Raw genomic sequence first — 17,514 nt, forward strand, 5'->3', positions numbered from 1 at the left:
AGAAGACCGCTTGTTGTTTCATTAAAGAAGAGTATTGTGGAAAAAATAATTAAAAGGCGCCCATTATTAACAACGGAAATAGTATCTACAAACCCGTTATTAAATCGAATCTATCAAAGTCGAGGCATAAAGAATACGCAAGAACTAGAGCATAATTTAAAGAATTTGCATAGACCACAGCAACTTGCCAATATTGAGCAAGCCGTTGACTTGCTATTACAAGCCTTTCGTGAAAAAAGCCGGATCATTATTGTGGGTGATTTTGATGCAGATGGTGCAACCAGTACATCGCTTGCCCTTATTGCGTTACGCCAATTGGGTTTCGATAAGGTAGATTATTTAATTCCGGATCGTTTTTCTCAGGGGTACGGATTGAGTGTAGCGGTTGCTGAAATGGTATTAGCAAAAGGGGCGGATTTAGTCTTAACGGTAGATAATGGGATTTCTTCGACTGAAGGCATTGCTCTGCTAAAAAGCCATCAGATTCAAGTTTTGGTTACCGATCATCATTTACCGCCAGAGAGCCTACCCAATGCAGATGCACTGGTAAACCCCAATTTAGCTTTTTGTGAATTTCCGTCTAAATCTTTAGCCGGGGTAGGCGTGATCTTCTATGTAATGACGGCATTACGTTCTCGTATGAGAGAACAACATTTATTTGAAAATAAACCAGAGCCAAATTTTGCTGAATTACTGGATTTAGTCGCTTTAGGCACAGTGGCTGATGTAGTGCCGTTAGATCAAAACAATCGAATTTTGGTTCACCAAGGGCTACAGCGAATTCGTTCGGGACATTGTCGTTTAGGAATAAAAGCTTTAGCAGAAGTGGGAAAACGAGATCTTTCTACTTTACAAGCCGCAGATCTGGGTTTTGCTATTGCGCCGCGTCTGAATGCAGCAGGGCGGCTAGAAAATATGTCGTTAGGGGTTGAGTTACTGATTTGTGAAAATATGGAATTAGCTCGCCAGCTTGCGCTTGAGCTTGATTCTCTTAATCAAACCCGAAAAGAGTTTGAACAAGAAATGAAAGCAGAAGCACTGTCGATTTGTGCGAATTTGCCAAGTCTTGCACAGTCTGAACAGGCACACGGAATAGTGTTATATCAAGCAGATTGGCACCAAGGTGTAATTGGGATCTTAGCTTCTCGCATTAAAGATCAATTTAACCGTCCTGTTATTGCTTTTGCACAAGAAAGTGAGGAAAGTGAATATCTAAAAGGTTCTGCTCGCTCGATCAACGGAGTACATATGCGAGATTTACTGGAACATATCGATATGCGACATCCAGACTTGATTGAAAAATTTGGTGGACACGCAATGGCGGCTGGTTTGACTATCCATCAATCAAAATTAGATTTATTTAAACAAATATTTGACCAATCTATTAATGCAATTATCGAGCCTGAGCAATTACAAGGCATTATTTATACCGATGGTGAGTTAAATGCACAAGAGTTTACTTTAGCCAATGCCGAGATGATTAGGCAAGGTGGGCCTTGGGGACAACATTTTCCAGAACCTAGTTTTGAAGGGGAGTTTAGCATTCTCCAACAAAAATTACTCGCAGGTAAGCATTTAAAATTAATGTTGCAATCAGAAAAAGGGCAACTATTTGATGCAATTTGGTTTAATGTGGATGTAAGGGCGTTTCCTGACTTATCGATCAAAAAGGCAAGATTAGTTTATAGGTTGGATATTAATGAATTTCGAGGAGAGAAATCTTTGCAATTAAAAGTGGAGTATCTTAAATATATTTGAAATGTTATTTTACGTAAATTTAATAGAATTAATTATATTTGTATTGTAGAATCCGTCCGAATGCGACTTTAATAGGTTGTGAAGCTATTTTTTATATAGATTACTATAAGGAAACTTAATATGAAAATGGAAAAAAAAGCCCTTTTCCGTGGATTTTTATTATCGACAGTGGCATTAGCAGTGGCTGCTTGTGGTAACTTAAGTAAAGTGAGTGATGAAGGAACAACTGAAAACCCGGTATTCCCGAAAATCTCAGAATCTGAATTTAACCACGATGGTTCACAATTTGGTTCATGGCCAAACTGGGAAAACGTTCGTCAAATTGAAAAAGGGATGAACAAAGATCAATTATATAATCTAATTGGTCGTCCTCATTTCGAAGAAGGCTTATATGGTGTTCGTGAATGGGACTATGCATTCAATTACCGTGAAAACGGCGTACATAAAATTTGCCAATTTAAAATTTTATTCGATAAAAATATGAATGCACAAAGTTTCTTCTGGTATCCAAATGGATGTAATGGAAACTCATCATTTACTTTAACTGGCGATTTCTTATTCGATTTCGATAAAGCGACTTTAACTACAAAAGGTAAAGAAGTTGTTGATAATGTTGCTCAACAATTAAAAGCATCTAAAGCACAACAAGTTAAAGTAGCAGGTTATACAGACCGTTTAGGCTCTGCTGCTTATAACTTAGACCTATCACAGCGTCGTTCTAATACAGTTAAAGCTCGTTTAGTACAACAAGGCGTTACAGCACAAATTGAAGCGGTAGGTTATGGTAAAGCGAATCAAGTAAAAGCTTGTGATGGTGAAACTGGTCAAGCATTAAAAGATTGTTTACGCCCTAACCGTCGTGTTGAAATTTCTGCAAATGGTGGTGTAATGAAACAAAATGAAGGTGGCAATGTTGCAGGTCCTAATGGTCCAGCTCCACTTTATCAAACCCCAGCATATGATGGCAGTAAATAATTTCTAGTTTTGACTAACTTAGAGTAGAATATTAAGGCAACCAAATGGTTGCCTTTTCTTTTATCTATTTATTTATAGGGGAATACTATGAACTACCAAGCTATTGCATTTGATTTAGACGGAACACTACTTTCATCGAACGCAACAATTTTAGAATCCAGTAAAGAGGCTATTAAAAAGGTAAGAGAAAAGGGAATTAAAGTCTACTTTGTTACCGGTAGGCACCATACTGCGGTTCGCCCTTATTATGTAGAACTAGAGCTGGATACGCCAGTTGTGTGTTGCAACGGCACCTATGTTTATGATTTTAAACAGGAAAAAGTCTTAATTGGCAATCCGTTATCAGCAGAAATTGCTTCAAAATTAGTTAATGAGGCACAAGCTCAAGGGATTCATACTGCGGTTTATTTTGAAGATGCAATGACTTATGAGTCTTTGAATATTCACTTCACTAAATTCCAAAAATGGGTTGAGTCTTGCGAACCAGAAGTTCGTCCGAATGTTTATCAGGTAGAAAATTTCCAACAAGAAATTGATAAAGGTGTAACCGTATGGAAAGTGCTTATTAGCGATCCAGATCTTGCCAAAATGCAAAAATTTGTTGAAAAATTACCGCTTGATCAAGTAAGCCCGGAATGGTCTTGGGTTGATAGGGTTGATATTACCAGTGTTGGTAACAGCAAAGGGGCAAGATTAGCGGAAGTATTAAAAACAGAAGGTATTGATTTACAAAAGGTGATTGCCTTTGGCGATAATTTCAATGATGTTTCTATGCTAGAAACCGTTGGATTAGGCATTGCAATGGGAAATTCAGAACCAGATATTCAGCAAAAAGCAAAGAAAACTATAGGTTCAAATAATGAAGATAGTATTGCTAATGAATTGAAAGCTCAATTTAATCTTTAATTATGATAAAAGCAAAATACTCTATTGCTAGGCGGATAGGACTTTATTTTTTAATTATGATCGGATTTGCTTCGATTATCAGTGGAATCTCACTTGGTATTATGTGGAGCAATAAATCTGATGCGAGCCTGATTAATGTTTCAGGCTCACTTCGTATGCAAAGTTATCGATTGTTATCAGAAATGGATTCAAAAAAAGCACTGCTACCTGAGCGATTGTTGGAATATCATCGAACGCTACATGCTACAGAGCTTAGTTCATTAAAGCAAAGTGTTTTATTGCCAGATAGCGTGATAGAAAGCTATCAACAATTACTTAAAGATTGGTATGAAATGCAATCTTATGTCGCTCAGGGAGATAAAGTTAATTATGCTTCGCACATTGAAGATTATGTGCAGAGAGTTGATGATTTTGTTTTCCGTTTACAAGAGTTCGCTGAGTTAAAATTAAAGATTGCAACAGGCGTGATTGCGATTGCAATGTTACTGATTATTGCCCTTGCTTATATTGGCGTTTGGTATACTCGAAAAAAGATTATTGGACCTTTAAGGCAATTGGTAAAAGCGAGTTGGCAAATTCAAAATAAAGATTTTGACCACGTAAAATTAGCGGTCAATGAACCCAATGAATTAGGGCTACTTTCCTCTACTTTTACTGATATGTCTAATGAATTATTAAAATTATATACTTCATTAGAAGATAAAGTTCAGGATAAAACACGTCGTCTATTGGCGGTAAATCGTTCTTTACTGGTATTATATCAATGCTCTCAATTATTAACTGCTAAACCGATTAATAAAGAAGTGTTAAATCAAGTACTTAAAACGGTATTTGATAATGAACATTTGCTAGGGATTGATTTACAAGTGTATGGGGCTGAATATTGGAATGTATCAATAGACAATAAACCAAGTTTAGATTGGGTTTCTGCTGAAATTGCAATAGAAAATGAAAAATTGGGTATCTTAAGCTGGAAACCCTCACTGGTTTGTCCGGATGAACGATTGATCCAAAATGTGTCGGAAATGATTGGTCGTAGCCTTTATGTAGTGCAGATGCAAAAGCAACAGCAACAATTGGTACTCATGGAGGAGCGTGCAATTATTGCTCGTGAATTACACGATTCCTTAGCCCAGTCTCTTACGTTTTTCAAAATTCAGGTTAGCCTGCTTAAGCTTGCTAAAACAGATGAAAAGCGTAATGAAATTTTAACTGTATTTGAAAAAGCGTTAAATGATGCTTACAGCCAATTAAGAGAGCTGTTGACAACATTTAGGCTAACGATTCAAGAAGCGAATTTACAACAAGCGTTAGAAAAAATTTTAGAAAGCTTAAGACCGAAAACCTCAGCTCAGATTCGCTTAAGTTGCAAATTACCCTCGCATATGTTTAATGCTCAGCAGCAAGTTCACGTATTGCAAATTGTACGAGAAGCTGTGATTAATGCTATTAAGCATTCGCAAGCCACTGAAATTAATGTGATTGCTGAAACAAATGATGATGGTGAGCATTGTTTGATTATTCAAGATAACGGCGTAGGGCTTGCTGCCCATACGCAACCAGAAGGGCATTATGGACTGACGATTATGCAAGAACGGGCGGCTGAACTCAAAGCCGAATTTTCGATTGAAAATGTGGAAAGTGGCGGAGTAAAAGTACAGGTTTTATTGCCGAGTATGATTAGCAAGCGGTAATAAAATATTAATTTTTTGCATATTATTGGCAACGAATAAAAGGATAACAAATGCAATTCCGAAAAGCAGTAGAAGCGGATTTTGAGACAATATTGGCAATTTATAATCAAGCAATTCCCACTCACCAAATTACCGCCGATTTAGAACTGGCAACTACGCAAAATCGGCGGAAGTGGTTCGATTTTCACCTTGAAACAGCCCAATATCCTATTTGGGTGGTCGAAGATGAAAAAGGCATTGCTGGCTGGTTTAGTTTTTCACCATTTTATGAAAGACCGGCATTTGTGCATACTTCAGAAATCAGTATCTATTTAGATCACGATGCCAAAGGTAAAGGTTACGGCTCAAAAATTATTGAGTTTATGCAAGCTGAAATGCTTAATCACAATATTCATACGTTGATGGCGTATGTGTTTGAATTAAATACAGTGAGCCAAAATCTAATGAGAAAACACGGCTTTGAACAATGGGGAAGATTTCCGAATATTGCCAATATGGGGAAAGATGAGCAAGGCGATGATAAATGGCGGACATTGCTGATGATGTCTTACCAAAAGGGAATCGAATAACAAGCGGTGATTTTTTAGAATATTTTTGCAAATAAGGACAATATGGAAAAAACAAAAATTGTACTTGCGACAGGTAATGCAGGTAAAGTCAAAGAAATGGCGGATGTACTTTCACAATTTGGTTTTGATGTGGTGGCTCAAAGTGAATTTGGCATTGAATCACCGGAAGAAACCGGATTGACTTTTGTCGAAAATGCACTGATTAAAGCACGTTTTGCCGCTAAAATGACAGGTTTACCGGCGATTGCTGATGATTCAGGTTTGTCGGTTGTGGCACTTGGTGGTGAACCGGGGCTATATTCTGCACGTTATGCCGGAGAACAGGCAAGCGATGCGGATAATCGTCAAAAGTTATTAGCCAAAATGCAAGGGCAAGAAAATCGCCTGGCGAAATTTGTCAGTTGTATCGTATTTTTAAAACACGAAACTGACCCAACACCTTATATTGCGTTGGGTGAATGTTTTGGTGAAATTTTGACGGAAGAAAGAGGTGAAAATGGTTTCGGCTACGATTCCCTGTTTTTCTACCCACCGAAAGCTTGCACTTTTGCCGAATTAGAAACCAAAGAGAAAAAAGCGATTTCACACCGTGCAATCGCACTTGAGCAGTTAAAACAGCAATTAGCAGGAGAGAATAAATGATTATTACAACTACACCTACGATAGAGGGTAAACAAATTGTAGAATACAAAGGGCTAGTATTTGGAGAAGTAGTTTCTGGGGCTAATTTTATCCGTGATTTCTTAGCAGGTATCACCGATATTATTGGCGGGCGTTCAGGTGCTTATGAAAGCAAATTAAACGGTGCAAGAAAAGAGGCATTGGCTGAATTAGCCAAAGAAGCTCAAAAAGTGGGGGCAAATGCGGTGGTTGGCGTTTCTATGGAATATCAATCAATGGGCGGTGATAAAGGAATGTTCATCGTGGTAGCGACCGGCACTGCGGTTGTCACACGTTAATTTATGCAGTTGGAACAACAACACCTCGAGGTGAATTTCTGGCAGAAAAAATCGCTACTTGAGATGAATGATGCCGAATGGGAAGCATTATGTGACGGTTGCGGTAAATGTTGCTATCGAAAATATATTCAGGGCAGAGGGAGACGTGAAAGGCTTTACTATACCTCAGTTGCCTGTAATTTATTAGATGTGAATACAGGCCGTTGTATGAATTACCCGAACCGTTTTAAAATTGAGTCGGATTGTACGAAATTAACCAAAAAGAACTTACCCGATTTTGGCTGGTTGCCCAAAACCTGTGCTTATCGTTTGCTTTATGAGGGAAAGCCCCTTTTTGATTGGCACCCTTTAATCTCGAAAGATCCTGATTCTGTGAAAAATGCCGGAATGCTGATTGCTAACGGCATTCACGAAAAAGATGTGATTGATTGGTTTGAGTTTGTGATTGATGAAGTGTGAGAAAAAGGCGTTTGATTCAAACGCCTTTTGTTATAGAGATTAGGCTTTTTCCATCTCAAATTCAATTAACATCATCAAAATATGAATCACTTTAATGTGAATTTCTTGGATACGGTCTGCGTAACGGAAATGAGGCACTCGGATTTCAACATCGGCTAATCCTGCCATTTGTCCGCCATCTTTGCCTGTCATTGCAATCACTTTCATTCCTTTTTCTTTGGCAACTTTGATCGCATTTAACACGTTTTTAGAATTACCGGAGGTTGATAGCCCAAAGAGTACATCGCCTTTTTGCCCAACTGCCTCTAGATAACGAGAGAAGACATATTCATAACCGAAGTCATTACTTACACAGCTTAAGTGGCTGACATCGGAAATAGCGATTGCCGGGTATCCGGGACGGTTTTCACGGTAACGACCTGTTAATTCTTCAGCAAAGTGCATCGCATCACAGTGCGAACCGCCATTACCGCAAGAAATCACCTTACCACCTTGCTTGAAACTATTTGCAATCAGCATGGCGGCATCTTGAATTAATTTAATATTTTTTTCATCAGACATAAATTTGTCTAATACATCTGCAGCTTCTTGAAGCTCAGCTTTAATTTGTTCTAAATACATCATTTGCTCCTTTGTTTGCAAAACGCTTACCTTTAAACATCGGCTTTACCAATGGGGGTAGCGAGTAAAAAATTCGTTTTTTATGACCGCTTGAGGCATAAAAAGTGCAATAAGTTTAGAAGATCTATGCTGTATTGTAAACCTAATAACTTAAATAATCTGAATAGGGTTGTAAACAAAAGTTTCCAAAAGAGAAAAATAGCGGTATGATCGCCTCACAATCCCTCTCGCATTGTTAACTCTAGTAGCTAATATCAGGCTTTAAGCGTATTAAACAATGCACAAATTTGCTATTTATAGGAGACTATATGGTCGTAAATCCAGAATCTTTTGAACAGATAATTGGACAATCTGTAAAGATAAAAGAGGTTGTTGAACAAGCAAAAAAATTTGCCAACCTTGATGCACCATTATTGATTCAAGGTGAGACGGGAACAGGAAAAGATTTATTTGCCAAATCTTGTCACCATTTTGGATCTCGTCGAATGCAAAAATTTATTGCCGTGAACTGTGCCGGTTTACCTGCTGAAGAAGCAGAATCGGAAATGTTCGGACATCGTGGCAATGGCGTTGAGTCCGTCGGTTTCTTTGAATATGCTCACGGTGGTACAGTATTATTAGACTCTATTTCTGAGTTATCGCTGGAAATGCAAGCCAAATTATTGCGCTTTTTAAATGATGGCTCTTTTCGTCGAGTGGGCGAAGATCAAGAGATTCAAGTCAATGTTAGGGTGATCTGTACTTCATTACAGCCTTTGTCATTATTAGTTGAACAAGGCAAAGTAAGAGAAGATCTGTTTCATCGTTTAAATGTTCTCACTTTAAATTTACCACCTTTGCGAGATCGAAAAGAGGATATTCCATTATTAGCTGATTACTTTATCGCCCAAATTAGCAATCAGTTGGGGGTGAGCAAATTAGAGTATGATAATGTTTTTTTGCAAGCATTGCAGAATTATCACTGGCGAGGCAACTTAAGAGAGCTTTATAACGCACTTTATCGAGCTTGTACACTTTCGCATAGCTACCGTTTAGCGGTAAAAGATCTTCATTTACCCAGAGATATGGAGGCGATGATTGAAGTACGTGAGGAGGCGACGCTTGAGGAAATGATGAGCCAGTATGAAGCCCAATTATTGCACCAATTTTATGCAGAATATCCGAGTACCCGAAAATTAGCACAACGGCTCGGACTTTCACATACTGCGGTGGCAAACAAATTGCGTCAATACGGGTTAACAAAAAATGGAAACAGTAAAGATGAATAAACTAGCGGTCATTTTTTCAGTATGTTTTGCAAATTTAGGGCTAAATTCGACCGCTTACGCAGCGCCAAGTATTCCTCAAGAGCTACTTGAAAATAGCCTTGTGTATTGCACTACTTCATCGGGATTCTCTTTTAACCCACAAAAATCCGATGTGAGTTCGAATATGAATGTGGTAACAGAGCAGATCTACGATAAATTAGTTGAGTTTAATCCGAAAAAAAATCGACTAGAGCCTGCTTTAGCTGAAAGTTATTCAATCAGCGACGATGGTTTAGTGATTACATTACGTTTAAGAAAAAATGTCGCTTTTCATACAACTCCATGGTTTACTCCGAGTCGTAAATTAAACGCAGAAGATGTGGTGTTTTCGCTAAAACGAATGATTGGTAAAGAAAGTGATTTACCTGAAGTGAAAAGTGAGCCTGAAAGTGTATTACACCACCAGCGACAAAGCTATATTTACCAAAAAACAGCGGGGCAGATTTATTTTCCTTATTTTGAAAGTGTTGATTTAGCGAATAAAATTGCCAGCATTCATTCTCCGTCAAATGACATTGTAAAAATTGAATTAGTCCGTCCTGATTCAGCATTGTTGGCGCATTTAGCCAGCCAATATGCAGTTATTCTGTCTAAAGAATATGCTTTACAGCTCAATGCAGATGATAACTTAGTTCAACTGGATTTATTACCGGTAGGAACAGGCGTATATCAACTTGAAAGTTATGAAAATAATGATTATGTGCGTTTAAAACCAAATATGAATTACTGGGGCAAAAAAGCACATATTCAAAATATGGTCGTAGATTTTTCCACAGAAGCGACCGGCAGGATGGCAAAATTTTTAAATAATGAATGTGATGTGGTTGCTTTTCCGGAACCTAGCCAATTATCAGTGTTAAATAATCGGCAGCTTATTAGTAGTAAAGGTGCTAATTTGGTTTATTTAGCATTCAATATGCAACGGGGTATTGGGCAGGATTTGGCATTACGCCAACGTATTGCACGCGGCATAAATCGCAAACGTATTGCAGAGAAATTATTTTATGGTACAGGTGAAGTAGCGGATAACCTATTACCAACAGCTTTGTGGTCGAAAAAAAATAATGGAAGCTACCCTTATCAACCACACCAAAATTCAGGTGAGCAAGCGGTTGAAATGCATGACAGTATTATAAATCGGTCTTTAGATAGCAAAACAGAGACCGAAGAAGTAAACCAAAAACAGCGCTTAAAACTGTGGGTAATTGATGAAAAACGAGTTTATAATCAACACCCATTAAAAATGGCAGAAATGATACGTGCTGATTTAGCTACGCAAAATTTAGAGGTCGAGATTCGCGCAGTAAGTCGAGCTTATTTGGTGCAACAGCTTGCTAATAAAAGTGCGGATTATGATTTGATTTTAGGTGGTTGGTTAGCAAATAATCTTGATCCTAACAGTTTTTTGGAAGCCTTACTCAGTTGTAAAGCTGCGGAAACGGTGACTAATTTATCAAATTGGTGCAATGAAGATTTTGATTTTTGGTTACAAACAGCCCGTCTAAGTGATGATCCGGCATCAGCTAATTTATTGTATGAATTTGCACAAAAATTATTAGAAGAGCAATTGCCTATTCTCCCTTTAATGAATGCTAATCGTGTATTAGTCATAAAAGATGGAGTGAAACAGGCAGATATTTCCCCTTTCGGCCAGGTAAAATTATCAGAGTTACGTTTGGGCTTGGGGCATAAAAAAGGAAACTAATTATGCTAATTGTCTTTTTTCGAAAAATTTTTCTAACCTTGATTACGTTGATTTTTTTGTCACTTATCAGTTTTAATATTCTGTTACGAGATCCATTAAACCACTTAGCCGAGTTAGGCTGGTTTGAGGCTTATTGTTATTATGTAAAATCTCTGCTAAATGGTGATTTTGGTATTAGTTTCAGTAATGGAGAACCGCTCACAGCGCAAATTTTACAGGTGTTCCCGGCTACAATTACGCTTTGTTTATCGGCTCTCATTGTTTCTTTAATTATTGGTTTGCCTCTTGGTTTTTTTGCGGCTACTCAGCAAAAAAATATGGTTGGGCGATTATTAAATACACTAGGTTCATTGAGTTTAGCCGTGCCGGTATTTTGGCTGGCATTAGTGCTAATGTATTACGCTTCTCTCAATCAGTGGGAAGTGTCAGCAATTGGAGAAATCCATTCGCTTTATCCGAAACAGATGGTAACCGGCTTTTTGCTATTAGATATTTGGTTATCTGATGTACCTTATAAATTAAAAATGATGCAGAGTGCTTTACATCACTTAGCTTTGCCGACATTAGTCTTGGCTGTGCCAGCTACATTAGAAGTTATGCATATTACTCAAGCTAGAGCAGGTTATGTAATGAAACAAAATTACATTAAAATAGCGAAAACGCGTGGCTGGACACCGTTTAGAGTTTGGAGAACGCATATTATTTGTAATACTTTACCTGCATTATTACCTATGATTGCCCGTACCTTTATTTTAATTTTTGCCTTCGGTATGTTAATTGAGAACATATTTAGCTGGGGAGGAATTGGACGTTGGCTGATAAATGCCCTTGCTATTCAAGACTATAATGCGATTTCAGCGGGAGTAGTTGCAATCGGGGTGTTTGTGTTATTAGTAGATATGGTTACAGGCTTTGTGCGGGTGATGTTAGATCCATCAGATAAAAAGGATTGGTATGGCAGTTATTAAAGAACCCGAGCAATTCAGAGAAAGTAACGGATTTAAGACATTCTGGTTTTATTTTCAACAAGATAAGCTAGCACTTGGTAGTTTCTATCTTTTTTTACTCTTAGTAGCACTTATTTTTATGGGGAGCGTATTTGCGCCTTACAATTACAATCAACAATTTGTTGGTTTAGAATTAATGCCTCCCTCTTGGGACGACAAAGGTCAAATCAGCCATTTTTTAGGTACTGACGATTTAGGACGAGATATTTTAAGCCGTATTATGTATGGTTTTTACTACACGCTTGGTTCCGCACTGATGATTACCTTATTAATTGCGATTATCGGCGGTATGATCGGGATTTATGCCGGGCTGAAAAAAGGACGTTCATTTTGGTTGATTAGCCATTTGTTCGATACCTTTTTATTTATGCCGATTTTATTGATTGCGATCATCATTGCAACCTTAATGGAAGCGAGTTTGGTCAATGCAATGTTGTCGATTTTTTTAGCGATGTTGCCGCATTTTATCCATAAAATTTATCAAGCAACCGAAAAACAACTCAAAAAAGAGTACATCATTACCTTAAAGCTAGATGGTGCAAGTCGCTGGTATTTAATTCGAGAAGTGATTATTCCTAATCTTACCGGCGTGGCAATTAAAGCACTTTCACATATTTTTGTGATCGCCATATTAGATATTAGTGCGTTAAGTTTTATTATGCTGGGGGCTAAAAGCCCGACCCCTGAATGGGGAGCGATGATTCGTGAATCCATGGAACTGATTTATATAGCTCCTTGGACGGTGATATTACCTGGCTTAGCAATTATTTTTAGTATTTTTACCGTTACAATACTTGGTACACGCTTAAGCGTGATTTTTGAAAAATACCGTAAAGAATAGTATTTAAATAGGATACTGACACATAACAAGCGGTCATTTTTAAGTAAAATTTTACAGATTAAGGAATAGTATGGCATTACTTGATATTCGCCATTTAAGTATTGAAATTGATACGCCAAAAGGCAGAGTAAAAATGGTGGATAACATCAACCTGACTGTTGATGAGGGCGAAATTTGTGGCTTGGTGGGAGAATCTGGTTCGGGAAAAAGCCTCATAGCCAAAGTGATTTGCGGTATGATTAAAGATGAATGGATTGTGAGTGCAGATCGCTTTCGCTTTGACGATATTGAATTACTGAAACTTTCGCCAGCGGAACGCCGAAAATTGGTAGGCGATCATATTTCAATGGTATTCCAAGATCCGCTTACTAGCCTTGACCCAAGCCAGCAAATTGGTAAACAACTGATGCAAACCATTCAATTTAGAGGGAAGTGGTGGCAACGATTTGGGTGGAAAAAGAAAAAAGCAATCGAGCTACTACACCGTGTTGGTATTCGTGACCATCAAGATATTATGAAAAGCTACCCAAGTGATATTACCGAAGGCGAAGCTCAGAAGGTGATGATTGCAATGGCGGTGGCAAATCAGCCCCGATTATTGGTGGCAGATGAGCCGACTAATATTATGGAATCAACCACGCAGTTGCAGGTTTATCGCTTGCTTTCCAGTATGAATCAGAATTTGGGAACCTCAATCTTGCTGGTGAGTAATGACATGCGTAGCATTCAAAATTGGGTTGATTCTTACAATGTGCTTTATTGTGGACAAACCGTTGAAATTGCGGATAAAGAGAGCATTCTTGAATCGTCTTATCACCCCTATACTCGAGTGTTACTCAATAGCTCACCTGATTTTTCTCAGCCTTTAGCCTTTAAAAGTAGCCTAAATACGCTACGAGGCTCAGTCCCGATGTTACAAGAAATGCCGATTGGTTGTCGTTTAGGCCCTCGTTGCCCTTTTGCACAAAAAAAATGTATCAACAAACCGCCATTAGTGAAAGTAAAACAGCACGAGTTTGCCTGCCATTTCCCAATTAACTTTAGAGAACAAAATTTGCTCAAAAATAAAACAGAAAATACGCCGTTTGTGGTGGCCGAAATAGCAGAAAAAGAGGCGTTTTAGAGTGGTTATTATTGGCTAAGGGTAACAGGCAACATTAGGGTATCTAATACGAAACTCAAGGGTAAATCGATCACCGCAAGCACCGCGAATATACCGCCTTCTTGCATTACTTGGAAATCTTTTATTACGCCGGCATAAACACGGTAATCCTGTTCAACCAAGCTTAGTACTGTGCCACAAGCGGTGAGGTTAAACATCAAATAGAGTAGAAAAACGAGTTTACAAGCGGTCAATTTCATCAAAAAATCTCCAAATACGCTTTTATTTTACGCTATTTTTATCGGGTTGGCGTAAAATTCGTTTTAAAAACAGCTATTTTCAGGCAGAATGTAGCCGAATCGATATTAAATATACTAAGAGGATCTTATATGCAAACTTACAACATTGCAGTGCTTGCCGGTGACGGCATTGGGCCGGAAGTGATGGCAGAAGCTATCAAAGTGCTTGAAGCGACTCAACAAAAATTTGGCTTTAAACTAAATTTTAATCAATATAACATTGGTGGGGCAGCGATTGATGCTCAAGGTAAAGCGTTACCCGAAAATACCTTAAAAGGCTGTGAAGAGGCCGATGCGATTTTATTTGGTTCGGTAGGTGGCCCGAAATGGACGCATTTACCACCGGACGAGCAACCTGAACGAGGTTCGCTATTGCCACTGCGTAAACATTTCTCGCTATTCTGTAATTTACGCCCTGCTGCACTGTATCAAGGGCTGGAAAAATTCTGCCCATTGCGTGCCGATATTGCTGCTAAAGGTTTTGATATGGTGGTGGTACGGGAATTAACCGGCGGCATCTATTTCGGTCAGCCCAAAGGACGAGATGGTGAAGGTGCGCAAACCCGTGCATTTGACACCGAAGTGTACTACAAATATGAAATCGAGCGCATTGCCCGTGTGGCGTTTGAATCTGCAATGAAACGTGAAAAACATGTGACATCAGTTGATAAGGCAAATGTGTTGCAAAGCTCAATTTTATGGCGTGAAACCGTCACGGAAGTAGCTAAAGAGTTCCCGGAAGTCACGCTTGAGCATATGTATATTGATAATGCGACAATGCAGCTAATCAAAGCACCTGAATCATTCGATATTTTATTATGCTCAAACATCTTCGGTGATATTATTTCTGATGAGGCAGCGATGATTACAGGCTCTATGGGAATGTTGCCTTCAGCCAGCCTCAATGAGCAAGGTTTCGGCTTATATGAACCGGCAGGCGGTTCAGCACCGGATATTGCCGGTAAAAATATTGCGAATCCGATTGCGCAAATTTTATCAGCCGCAATGATGTTGCGTTATAGCTTTAACTTAGGTGATGCTGCTGATGCGATTGAAACAGCGATCCAAAAAGCCCTTGCCGATGGCTACCGTACCGCTGATTTAGCCGATGACAGCAAACCGCTTTCTACCTCAGAAATGGGCGATATTATTGCGAAAAATATTCTCGCTTAAGGTTGAATCTGAATAGCACAAGCGGTCATTATTAGCTAAATTTTTGCAAATTTTTCGCTAATAATGACCGCTTGTTTATTACTCGTTAGCCGTCAATCTCTTCGCCTGTTTCTTCCCACTTAAAATTCAATGCCACAGAATTAAGGCAAAAACGCAACCCTGTTGGTAGTGGGCCGTCCGGAAAAACGTGTCCCATATGCGAATCACAATTCCCACAACGAATTTCGATACGATGATGTCCTAAACTGTAATCATCTAAGTAACGTAGTGACGATTCTGAAATCGTTTGGTAAAAACTCGGCCAGCCACAACCGGCATCAAATTTAGTATCTGAGTGAAATAAATCGTGATGGCATCTGGCACAGCGATAAATTCCCACCCGATATTCATTCAAAAATTTTCCTGTAAACGGACGTTCCGTGCCGTGATTGATTAAAATATCAACTTGTTGTTCTGTCAGGGCGTGAATAGGTTTAATCATCAGCAATTCTCCTAAGATAGTAGCGAAGTCATTGTAGCTTTTTTTGACCTGAAAATCGTTATAAATTTCAAAATTTGACATAGATCACAAAAAATTTATCTGTTATATTGAGAACGTTCTTTGGGCTTGCCAGGAAAGTGAAAAGATATGCTATAATTCAAGCGTCTTTAGCGTAGTACATAAAGAACAAATTTTGTTTAACTTTAATATAGGTAGAAAAATCTATGGCAATTAAAATTGGTATTAACGGCTTTGGCCGTATCGGTCGTATCGTTTTCCGTGCAGCACAACACCGTGATGACATTGAAGTTGTAGGTATCAACGACTTAATCGACGTTGATTATATGGCTTATATGCTAAAATATGACTCAACTCACGGTCGTTTTGACGGTACTGTTGAAGTTAAAGATGGTCAATTAGTAGTTAATGGTAAAGCGATCCGTGTAACAGCTGAACGTGATCCGGCTAACTTAAAATGGAATGAGATCGGTGTTGATATCGCAGTTGAAGCAACCGGTTTATTCTTAGATGATGAAACTGCTCGTAAGCACATCACTGCTGGTGCAAAAAAAGTAGTTTTAACCGGCCCGTCTAAAGATGCAACTCCTATGTTCGTAAACGGCGTAAACTTTGATACTTACGCAGGCCAAGACATCGTGTCTAACGCTTCTTGTACAACAAACTGCTTAGCACCATTAGCTAAAGTTATTCACGAAAAATTCGGCATTAAAGAAGGTTTAATGACAACTGTTCACGCAACTACTGCAACGCAAAAAACAGTAGATGGTCCATCAGCGAAAGACTGGCGTGGTGGTCGTGGCGCATCACAAAATATCATTCCTTCATCAACAGGTGCAGCGAAAGCAGTAGGTAAAGTATTACCTGCATTAAACGGCAAATTAACCGGTATGGCTTTCCGTGTTCCAACTACTAACGTTTCTGTTGTTGACTTAACCGTAAACTTAGAAAAACCGGCAACTTATGCAGAAATCTGTGCTGAAATCAAACGTGCTTCTGAAAACGAAATGAAAGGCGTGTTAGGCTACACAGAAGATGCTGTTGTTTCAACAGACTTCAACGGTGCAACTGAAACTTCAGTATTTGATGCAGCAGCAGGTATCGCATTAACTGATACTTTCGTTAAATTAGTATCTTGGTACGATAACGAAGTTGGCTACTCAAACAAAGTATTAGACTTAGTTGCTCACGTATATAACTACAAAGGTTAATTGCTAAGTTATATTTTAAATATAGAGCCAAATTCTGAATGGGATTTGGCTCTTTTATTGCGAACAATAAATTGAAGATAGTTTCCGTTTTCCTGTAAGATTATTTCCTACAAATAGAGACTAAGTACAATTAGGAAAATTCTCTTGCTTTTTGCTGTGTATTTTGTGTAAAAGAATATTATTAGAGGCTATAAACGATTAATAAATATCAAGTTTCCTATGAAAAATAATGTTTTTATTAATGCCATATTGCACTTTGAGAGATGATTTAACTTATTGATTTATAAGTATAGTAAGATTAAAGCCTGAATGGGGATATTCAGGCTTAAAATAATGGTGCGACTAGCTGGACTCGAACCAGTGACCCCCACCATGTCAAGGTGGTGCTCTAACCAACTGAGCTATAGTCGCGTTAACGGTGTGCATTCT

General features: G+C 38.5%; 18 protein-coding genes and 1 tRNA gene. 15 read left to right on the forward strand and 4 right to left on the reverse strand.

All coding sequences use genetic code 11. The annotated features are described in order from the left end of the window. Window positions 1-36: 36 nt before the first annotated feature. From recJ to EL242_RS06335, 8 genes are all read left to right on the forward strand, one after another. On the forward strand, window positions 37-1,758 hold the full coding sequence (gene recJ / locus EL242_RS06300; RefSeq protein ID WP_126301950.1) for a single-stranded-DNA-specific exonuclease RecJ: 1,722 nt from the start codon (window positions 37-39) through the stop codon (window positions 1,756-1,758). 126 nt (window positions 1,759-1,884) lie between these two features. Beyond that, complete coding sequence (locus EL242_RS06305; protein ID WP_126302725.1) at window positions 1,885-2,733, forward strand: OmpA family protein; 849 nt, start codon at window positions 1,885-1,887, stop codon at window positions 2,731-2,733. An 87-nt stretch (window positions 2,734-2,820) separates the two neighbouring features. Further along, complete coding sequence (locus EL242_RS06310) at window positions 2,821-3,639, forward strand: pyridoxal phosphatase (RefSeq protein ID WP_126301951.1); 819 nt, start codon at window positions 2,821-2,823, stop codon at window positions 3,637-3,639. A 2-nt stretch (window positions 3,640-3,641) separates the two neighbouring features. Further along, complete coding sequence (gene narQ, locus EL242_RS06315) at window positions 3,642-5,333, forward strand: nitrate/nitrite two-component system sensor histidine kinase NarQ (protein ID WP_126301952.1); 1,692 nt, start codon at window positions 3,642-3,644, stop codon at window positions 5,331-5,333. A 50-nt stretch (window positions 5,334-5,383) separates the two neighbouring features. Then, window positions 5,384-5,902, forward strand: coding sequence for a GNAT family N-acetyltransferase (locus EL242_RS06320; protein WP_126301953.1), 519 nt, complete (start codon window positions 5,384-5,386; stop codon window positions 5,900-5,902). A gap of 42 nt (window positions 5,903-5,944) precedes the next feature. Then, a complete protein-coding gene (gene rdgB / locus EL242_RS06325; RefSeq protein ID WP_126301954.1) occupies window positions 5,945-6,544 on the forward strand; it encodes an RdgB/HAM1 family non-canonical purine NTP pyrophosphatase in 600 nt (199 codons plus the stop codon). Next, on the forward strand, window positions 6,541-6,861 hold the full coding sequence (locus EL242_RS06330; protein ID WP_126301955.1) for a YbjQ family protein: 321 nt from the start codon (window positions 6,541-6,543) through the stop codon (window positions 6,859-6,861). The genes rdgB and EL242_RS06330 overlap by 4 nt, the downstream gene beginning before the upstream one ends. A 3-nt stretch (window positions 6,862-6,864) precedes the next feature. Then, window positions 6,865-7,320 carry a YcgN family cysteine cluster protein gene (locus EL242_RS06335; protein ID WP_126301956.1) on the forward strand — a complete coding sequence of 152 codons (456 nt, stop codon included), beginning with the start codon at window positions 6,865-6,867 and terminating at the stop codon, window positions 7,318-7,320. A gap of 39 nt (window positions 7,321-7,359) precedes the next feature. On the opposite strand, the gene lpcA is transcribed toward EL242_RS06335, so the two are convergent. Continuing rightward, entirely contained in the window at window positions 7,360-7,941 is a 582-nt protein-coding gene (lpcA, locus tag EL242_RS06340) for a D-sedoheptulose 7-phosphate isomerase (RefSeq protein WP_006249151.1), read from the reverse strand. A 308-nt stretch (window positions 7,942-8,249) separates the two neighbouring features. Here lpcA and EL242_RS06345 point away from each other — a divergent pair, with 308 nt between their 5' ends. The 5 genes from EL242_RS06345 to EL242_RS06365 all read left to right on the forward strand — a co-directional run bounded on the left by EL242_RS06345 (window position 8,250) and on the right by EL242_RS06365 (window position 13,924). Continuing rightward, complete coding sequence (locus tag EL242_RS06345) at window positions 8,250-9,209, forward strand: sigma 54-interacting transcriptional regulator (protein ID WP_126301957.1); 960 nt, start codon at window positions 8,250-8,252, stop codon at window positions 9,207-9,209. Then, the gene (locus EL242_RS06350; protein WP_126301958.1) at window positions 9,202-10,953 is read left to right on the forward strand and encodes an ABC transporter substrate-binding protein; all 1,752 of its coding nucleotides are present in this window, start codon (window positions 9,202-9,204) and stop codon (window positions 10,951-10,953) included. Before EL242_RS06345 ends, EL242_RS06350 begins: the two co-directional genes overlap by 8 nt. A gap of 2 nt (window positions 10,954-10,955) precedes the next feature. Beyond that, entirely contained in the window at window positions 10,956-11,921 is a 966-nt protein-coding gene (locus tag EL242_RS06355) for an ABC transporter permease (protein WP_006248207.1), read from the forward strand. Continuing rightward, window positions 11,908-12,801 carry an ABC transporter permease subunit gene (locus EL242_RS06360; RefSeq protein ID WP_126301959.1) on the forward strand — a complete coding sequence of 298 codons (894 nt, stop codon included), beginning with the start codon at window positions 11,908-11,910 and terminating at the stop codon, window positions 12,799-12,801. The genes EL242_RS06355 and EL242_RS06360 overlap by 14 nt, the downstream gene beginning before the upstream one ends. A 70-nt stretch (window positions 12,802-12,871) precedes the next feature. Then, window positions 12,872-13,924 carry an oligopeptide/dipeptide ABC transporter ATP-binding protein gene (locus EL242_RS06365; RefSeq protein ID WP_021279297.1) on the forward strand — a complete coding sequence of 351 codons (1,053 nt, stop codon included), beginning with the start codon at window positions 12,872-12,874 and terminating at the stop codon, window positions 13,922-13,924. A gap of 8 nt (window positions 13,925-13,932) precedes the next feature. Here the strand turns inward: EL242_RS06365 and EL242_RS06370 are convergent, their stop codons facing one another. Continuing rightward, complete coding sequence (locus tag EL242_RS06370; protein ID WP_006248204.1) at window positions 13,933-14,163, reverse strand: YceK/YidQ family lipoprotein; 231 nt, start codon at window positions 14,161-14,163, stop codon at window positions 13,933-13,935. 129 nt (window positions 14,164-14,292) lie between these two features. On the opposite strand from EL242_RS06370, the gene leuB reads away from it, so the two are divergent. Then, window positions 14,293-15,375, forward strand: a complete 1,083-nt coding sequence (leuB, locus tag EL242_RS06375) for a 3-isopropylmalate dehydrogenase (RefSeq protein WP_126301960.1) — start codon at window positions 14,293-14,295, stop codon at window positions 15,373-15,375. Between the two features lie 85 nt (window positions 15,376-15,460). Here leuB and msrB read toward each other — a convergent pair whose 3' ends face one another. After that, window positions 15,461-15,856, reverse strand: coding sequence for a peptide-methionine (R)-S-oxide reductase MsrB (gene msrB, locus EL242_RS06380; protein WP_126301961.1), 396 nt, complete (start codon window positions 15,854-15,856; stop codon window positions 15,461-15,463). Window positions 15,857-16,080: 224 nt separating this feature from the next. Between msrB and gap the strand changes: the two genes are divergently transcribed. After that, on the forward strand, window positions 16,081-17,085 hold the full coding sequence (gene gap, locus EL242_RS06385; protein ID WP_006248201.1) for a type I glyceraldehyde-3-phosphate dehydrogenase: 1,005 nt from the start codon (window positions 16,081-16,083) through the stop codon (window positions 17,083-17,085). A gap of 334 nt (window positions 17,086-17,419) precedes the next feature. Here the strand turns inward: gap and EL242_RS06390 are convergent. Continuing rightward, window positions 17,420-17,496 (reverse strand) — tRNA-Val (locus EL242_RS06390). Between the last annotated feature and the right edge of the window lie 18 nt (window positions 17,497-17,514).

It is taken from the genome of Mannheimia haemolytica (assembly GCA_900638155.1).
Taxonomy (GTDB): domain Bacteria; phylum Pseudomonadota; class Gammaproteobacteria; order Enterobacterales; family Pasteurellaceae; genus Mannheimia; species Mannheimia glucosida.

Coding starts and splice junctions, on each gene's coding strand:
- EL242_RS06320 (WP_126301953.1), top strand. CDS start 5,384: ATGCAATTCCGAAAAGCAGTAGAAGCGGATTTTGAGACAATATTGGCA.
- EL242_RS06350 (WP_126301958.1), top strand. CDS start 9,202: ATGAATAAACTAGCGGTCATTTTTTCAGTATGTTTTGCAAATTTAGGG.
- leuB (WP_126301960.1), top strand. CDS start 14,293: ATGCAAACTTACAACATTGCAGTGCTTGCCGGTGACGGCATTGGGCCG.
- narQ (WP_126301952.1), top strand. CDS start 3,642: ATGATAAAAGCAAAATACTCTATTGCTAGGCGGATAGGACTTTATTTT.
- EL242_RS06330 (WP_126301955.1), top strand. CDS start 6,541: ATGATTATTACAACTACACCTACGATAGAGGGTAAACAAATTGTAGAA.
- EL242_RS06355 (WP_006248207.1), top strand. CDS start 10,956: ATGCTAATTGTCTTTTTTCGAAAAATTTTTCTAACCTTGATTACGTTG.
- rdgB (WP_126301954.1), top strand. CDS start 5,945: ATGGAAAAAACAAAAATTGTACTTGCGACAGGTAATGCAGGTAAAGTC.
- EL242_RS06335 (WP_126301956.1), top strand. CDS start 6,865: ATGCAGTTGGAACAACAACACCTCGAGGTGAATTTCTGGCAGAAAAAA.
- EL242_RS06345 (WP_126301957.1), top strand. CDS start 8,250: ATGGTCGTAAATCCAGAATCTTTTGAACAGATAATTGGACAATCTGTA.
- msrB (WP_126301961.1), bottom strand. CDS start 15,856: ATGATTAAACCTATTCACGCCCTGACAGAACAACAAGTTGATATTTTA.
- gap (WP_006248201.1), top strand. CDS start 16,081: ATGGCAATTAAAATTGGTATTAACGGCTTTGGCCGTATCGGTCGTATC.
- EL242_RS06360 (WP_126301959.1), top strand. CDS start 11,908: ATGGCAGTTATTAAAGAACCCGAGCAATTCAGAGAAAGTAACGGATTT.
- EL242_RS06305 (WP_126302725.1), top strand. CDS start 1,885: ATGGAAAAAAAAGCCCTTTTCCGTGGATTTTTATTATCGACAGTGGCA.
- lpcA (WP_006249151.1), bottom strand. CDS start 7,941: ATGTATTTAGAACAAATTAAAGCTGAGCTTCAAGAAGCTGCAGATGTA.
- EL242_RS06365 (WP_021279297.1), top strand. CDS start 12,872: ATGGCATTACTTGATATTCGCCATTTAAGTATTGAAATTGATACGCCA.
- EL242_RS06310 (WP_126301951.1), top strand. CDS start 2,821: ATGAACTACCAAGCTATTGCATTTGATTTAGACGGAACACTACTTTCA.
- EL242_RS06370 (WP_006248204.1), bottom strand. CDS start 14,163: ATGAAATTGACCGCTTGTAAACTCGTTTTTCTACTCTATTTGATGTTT.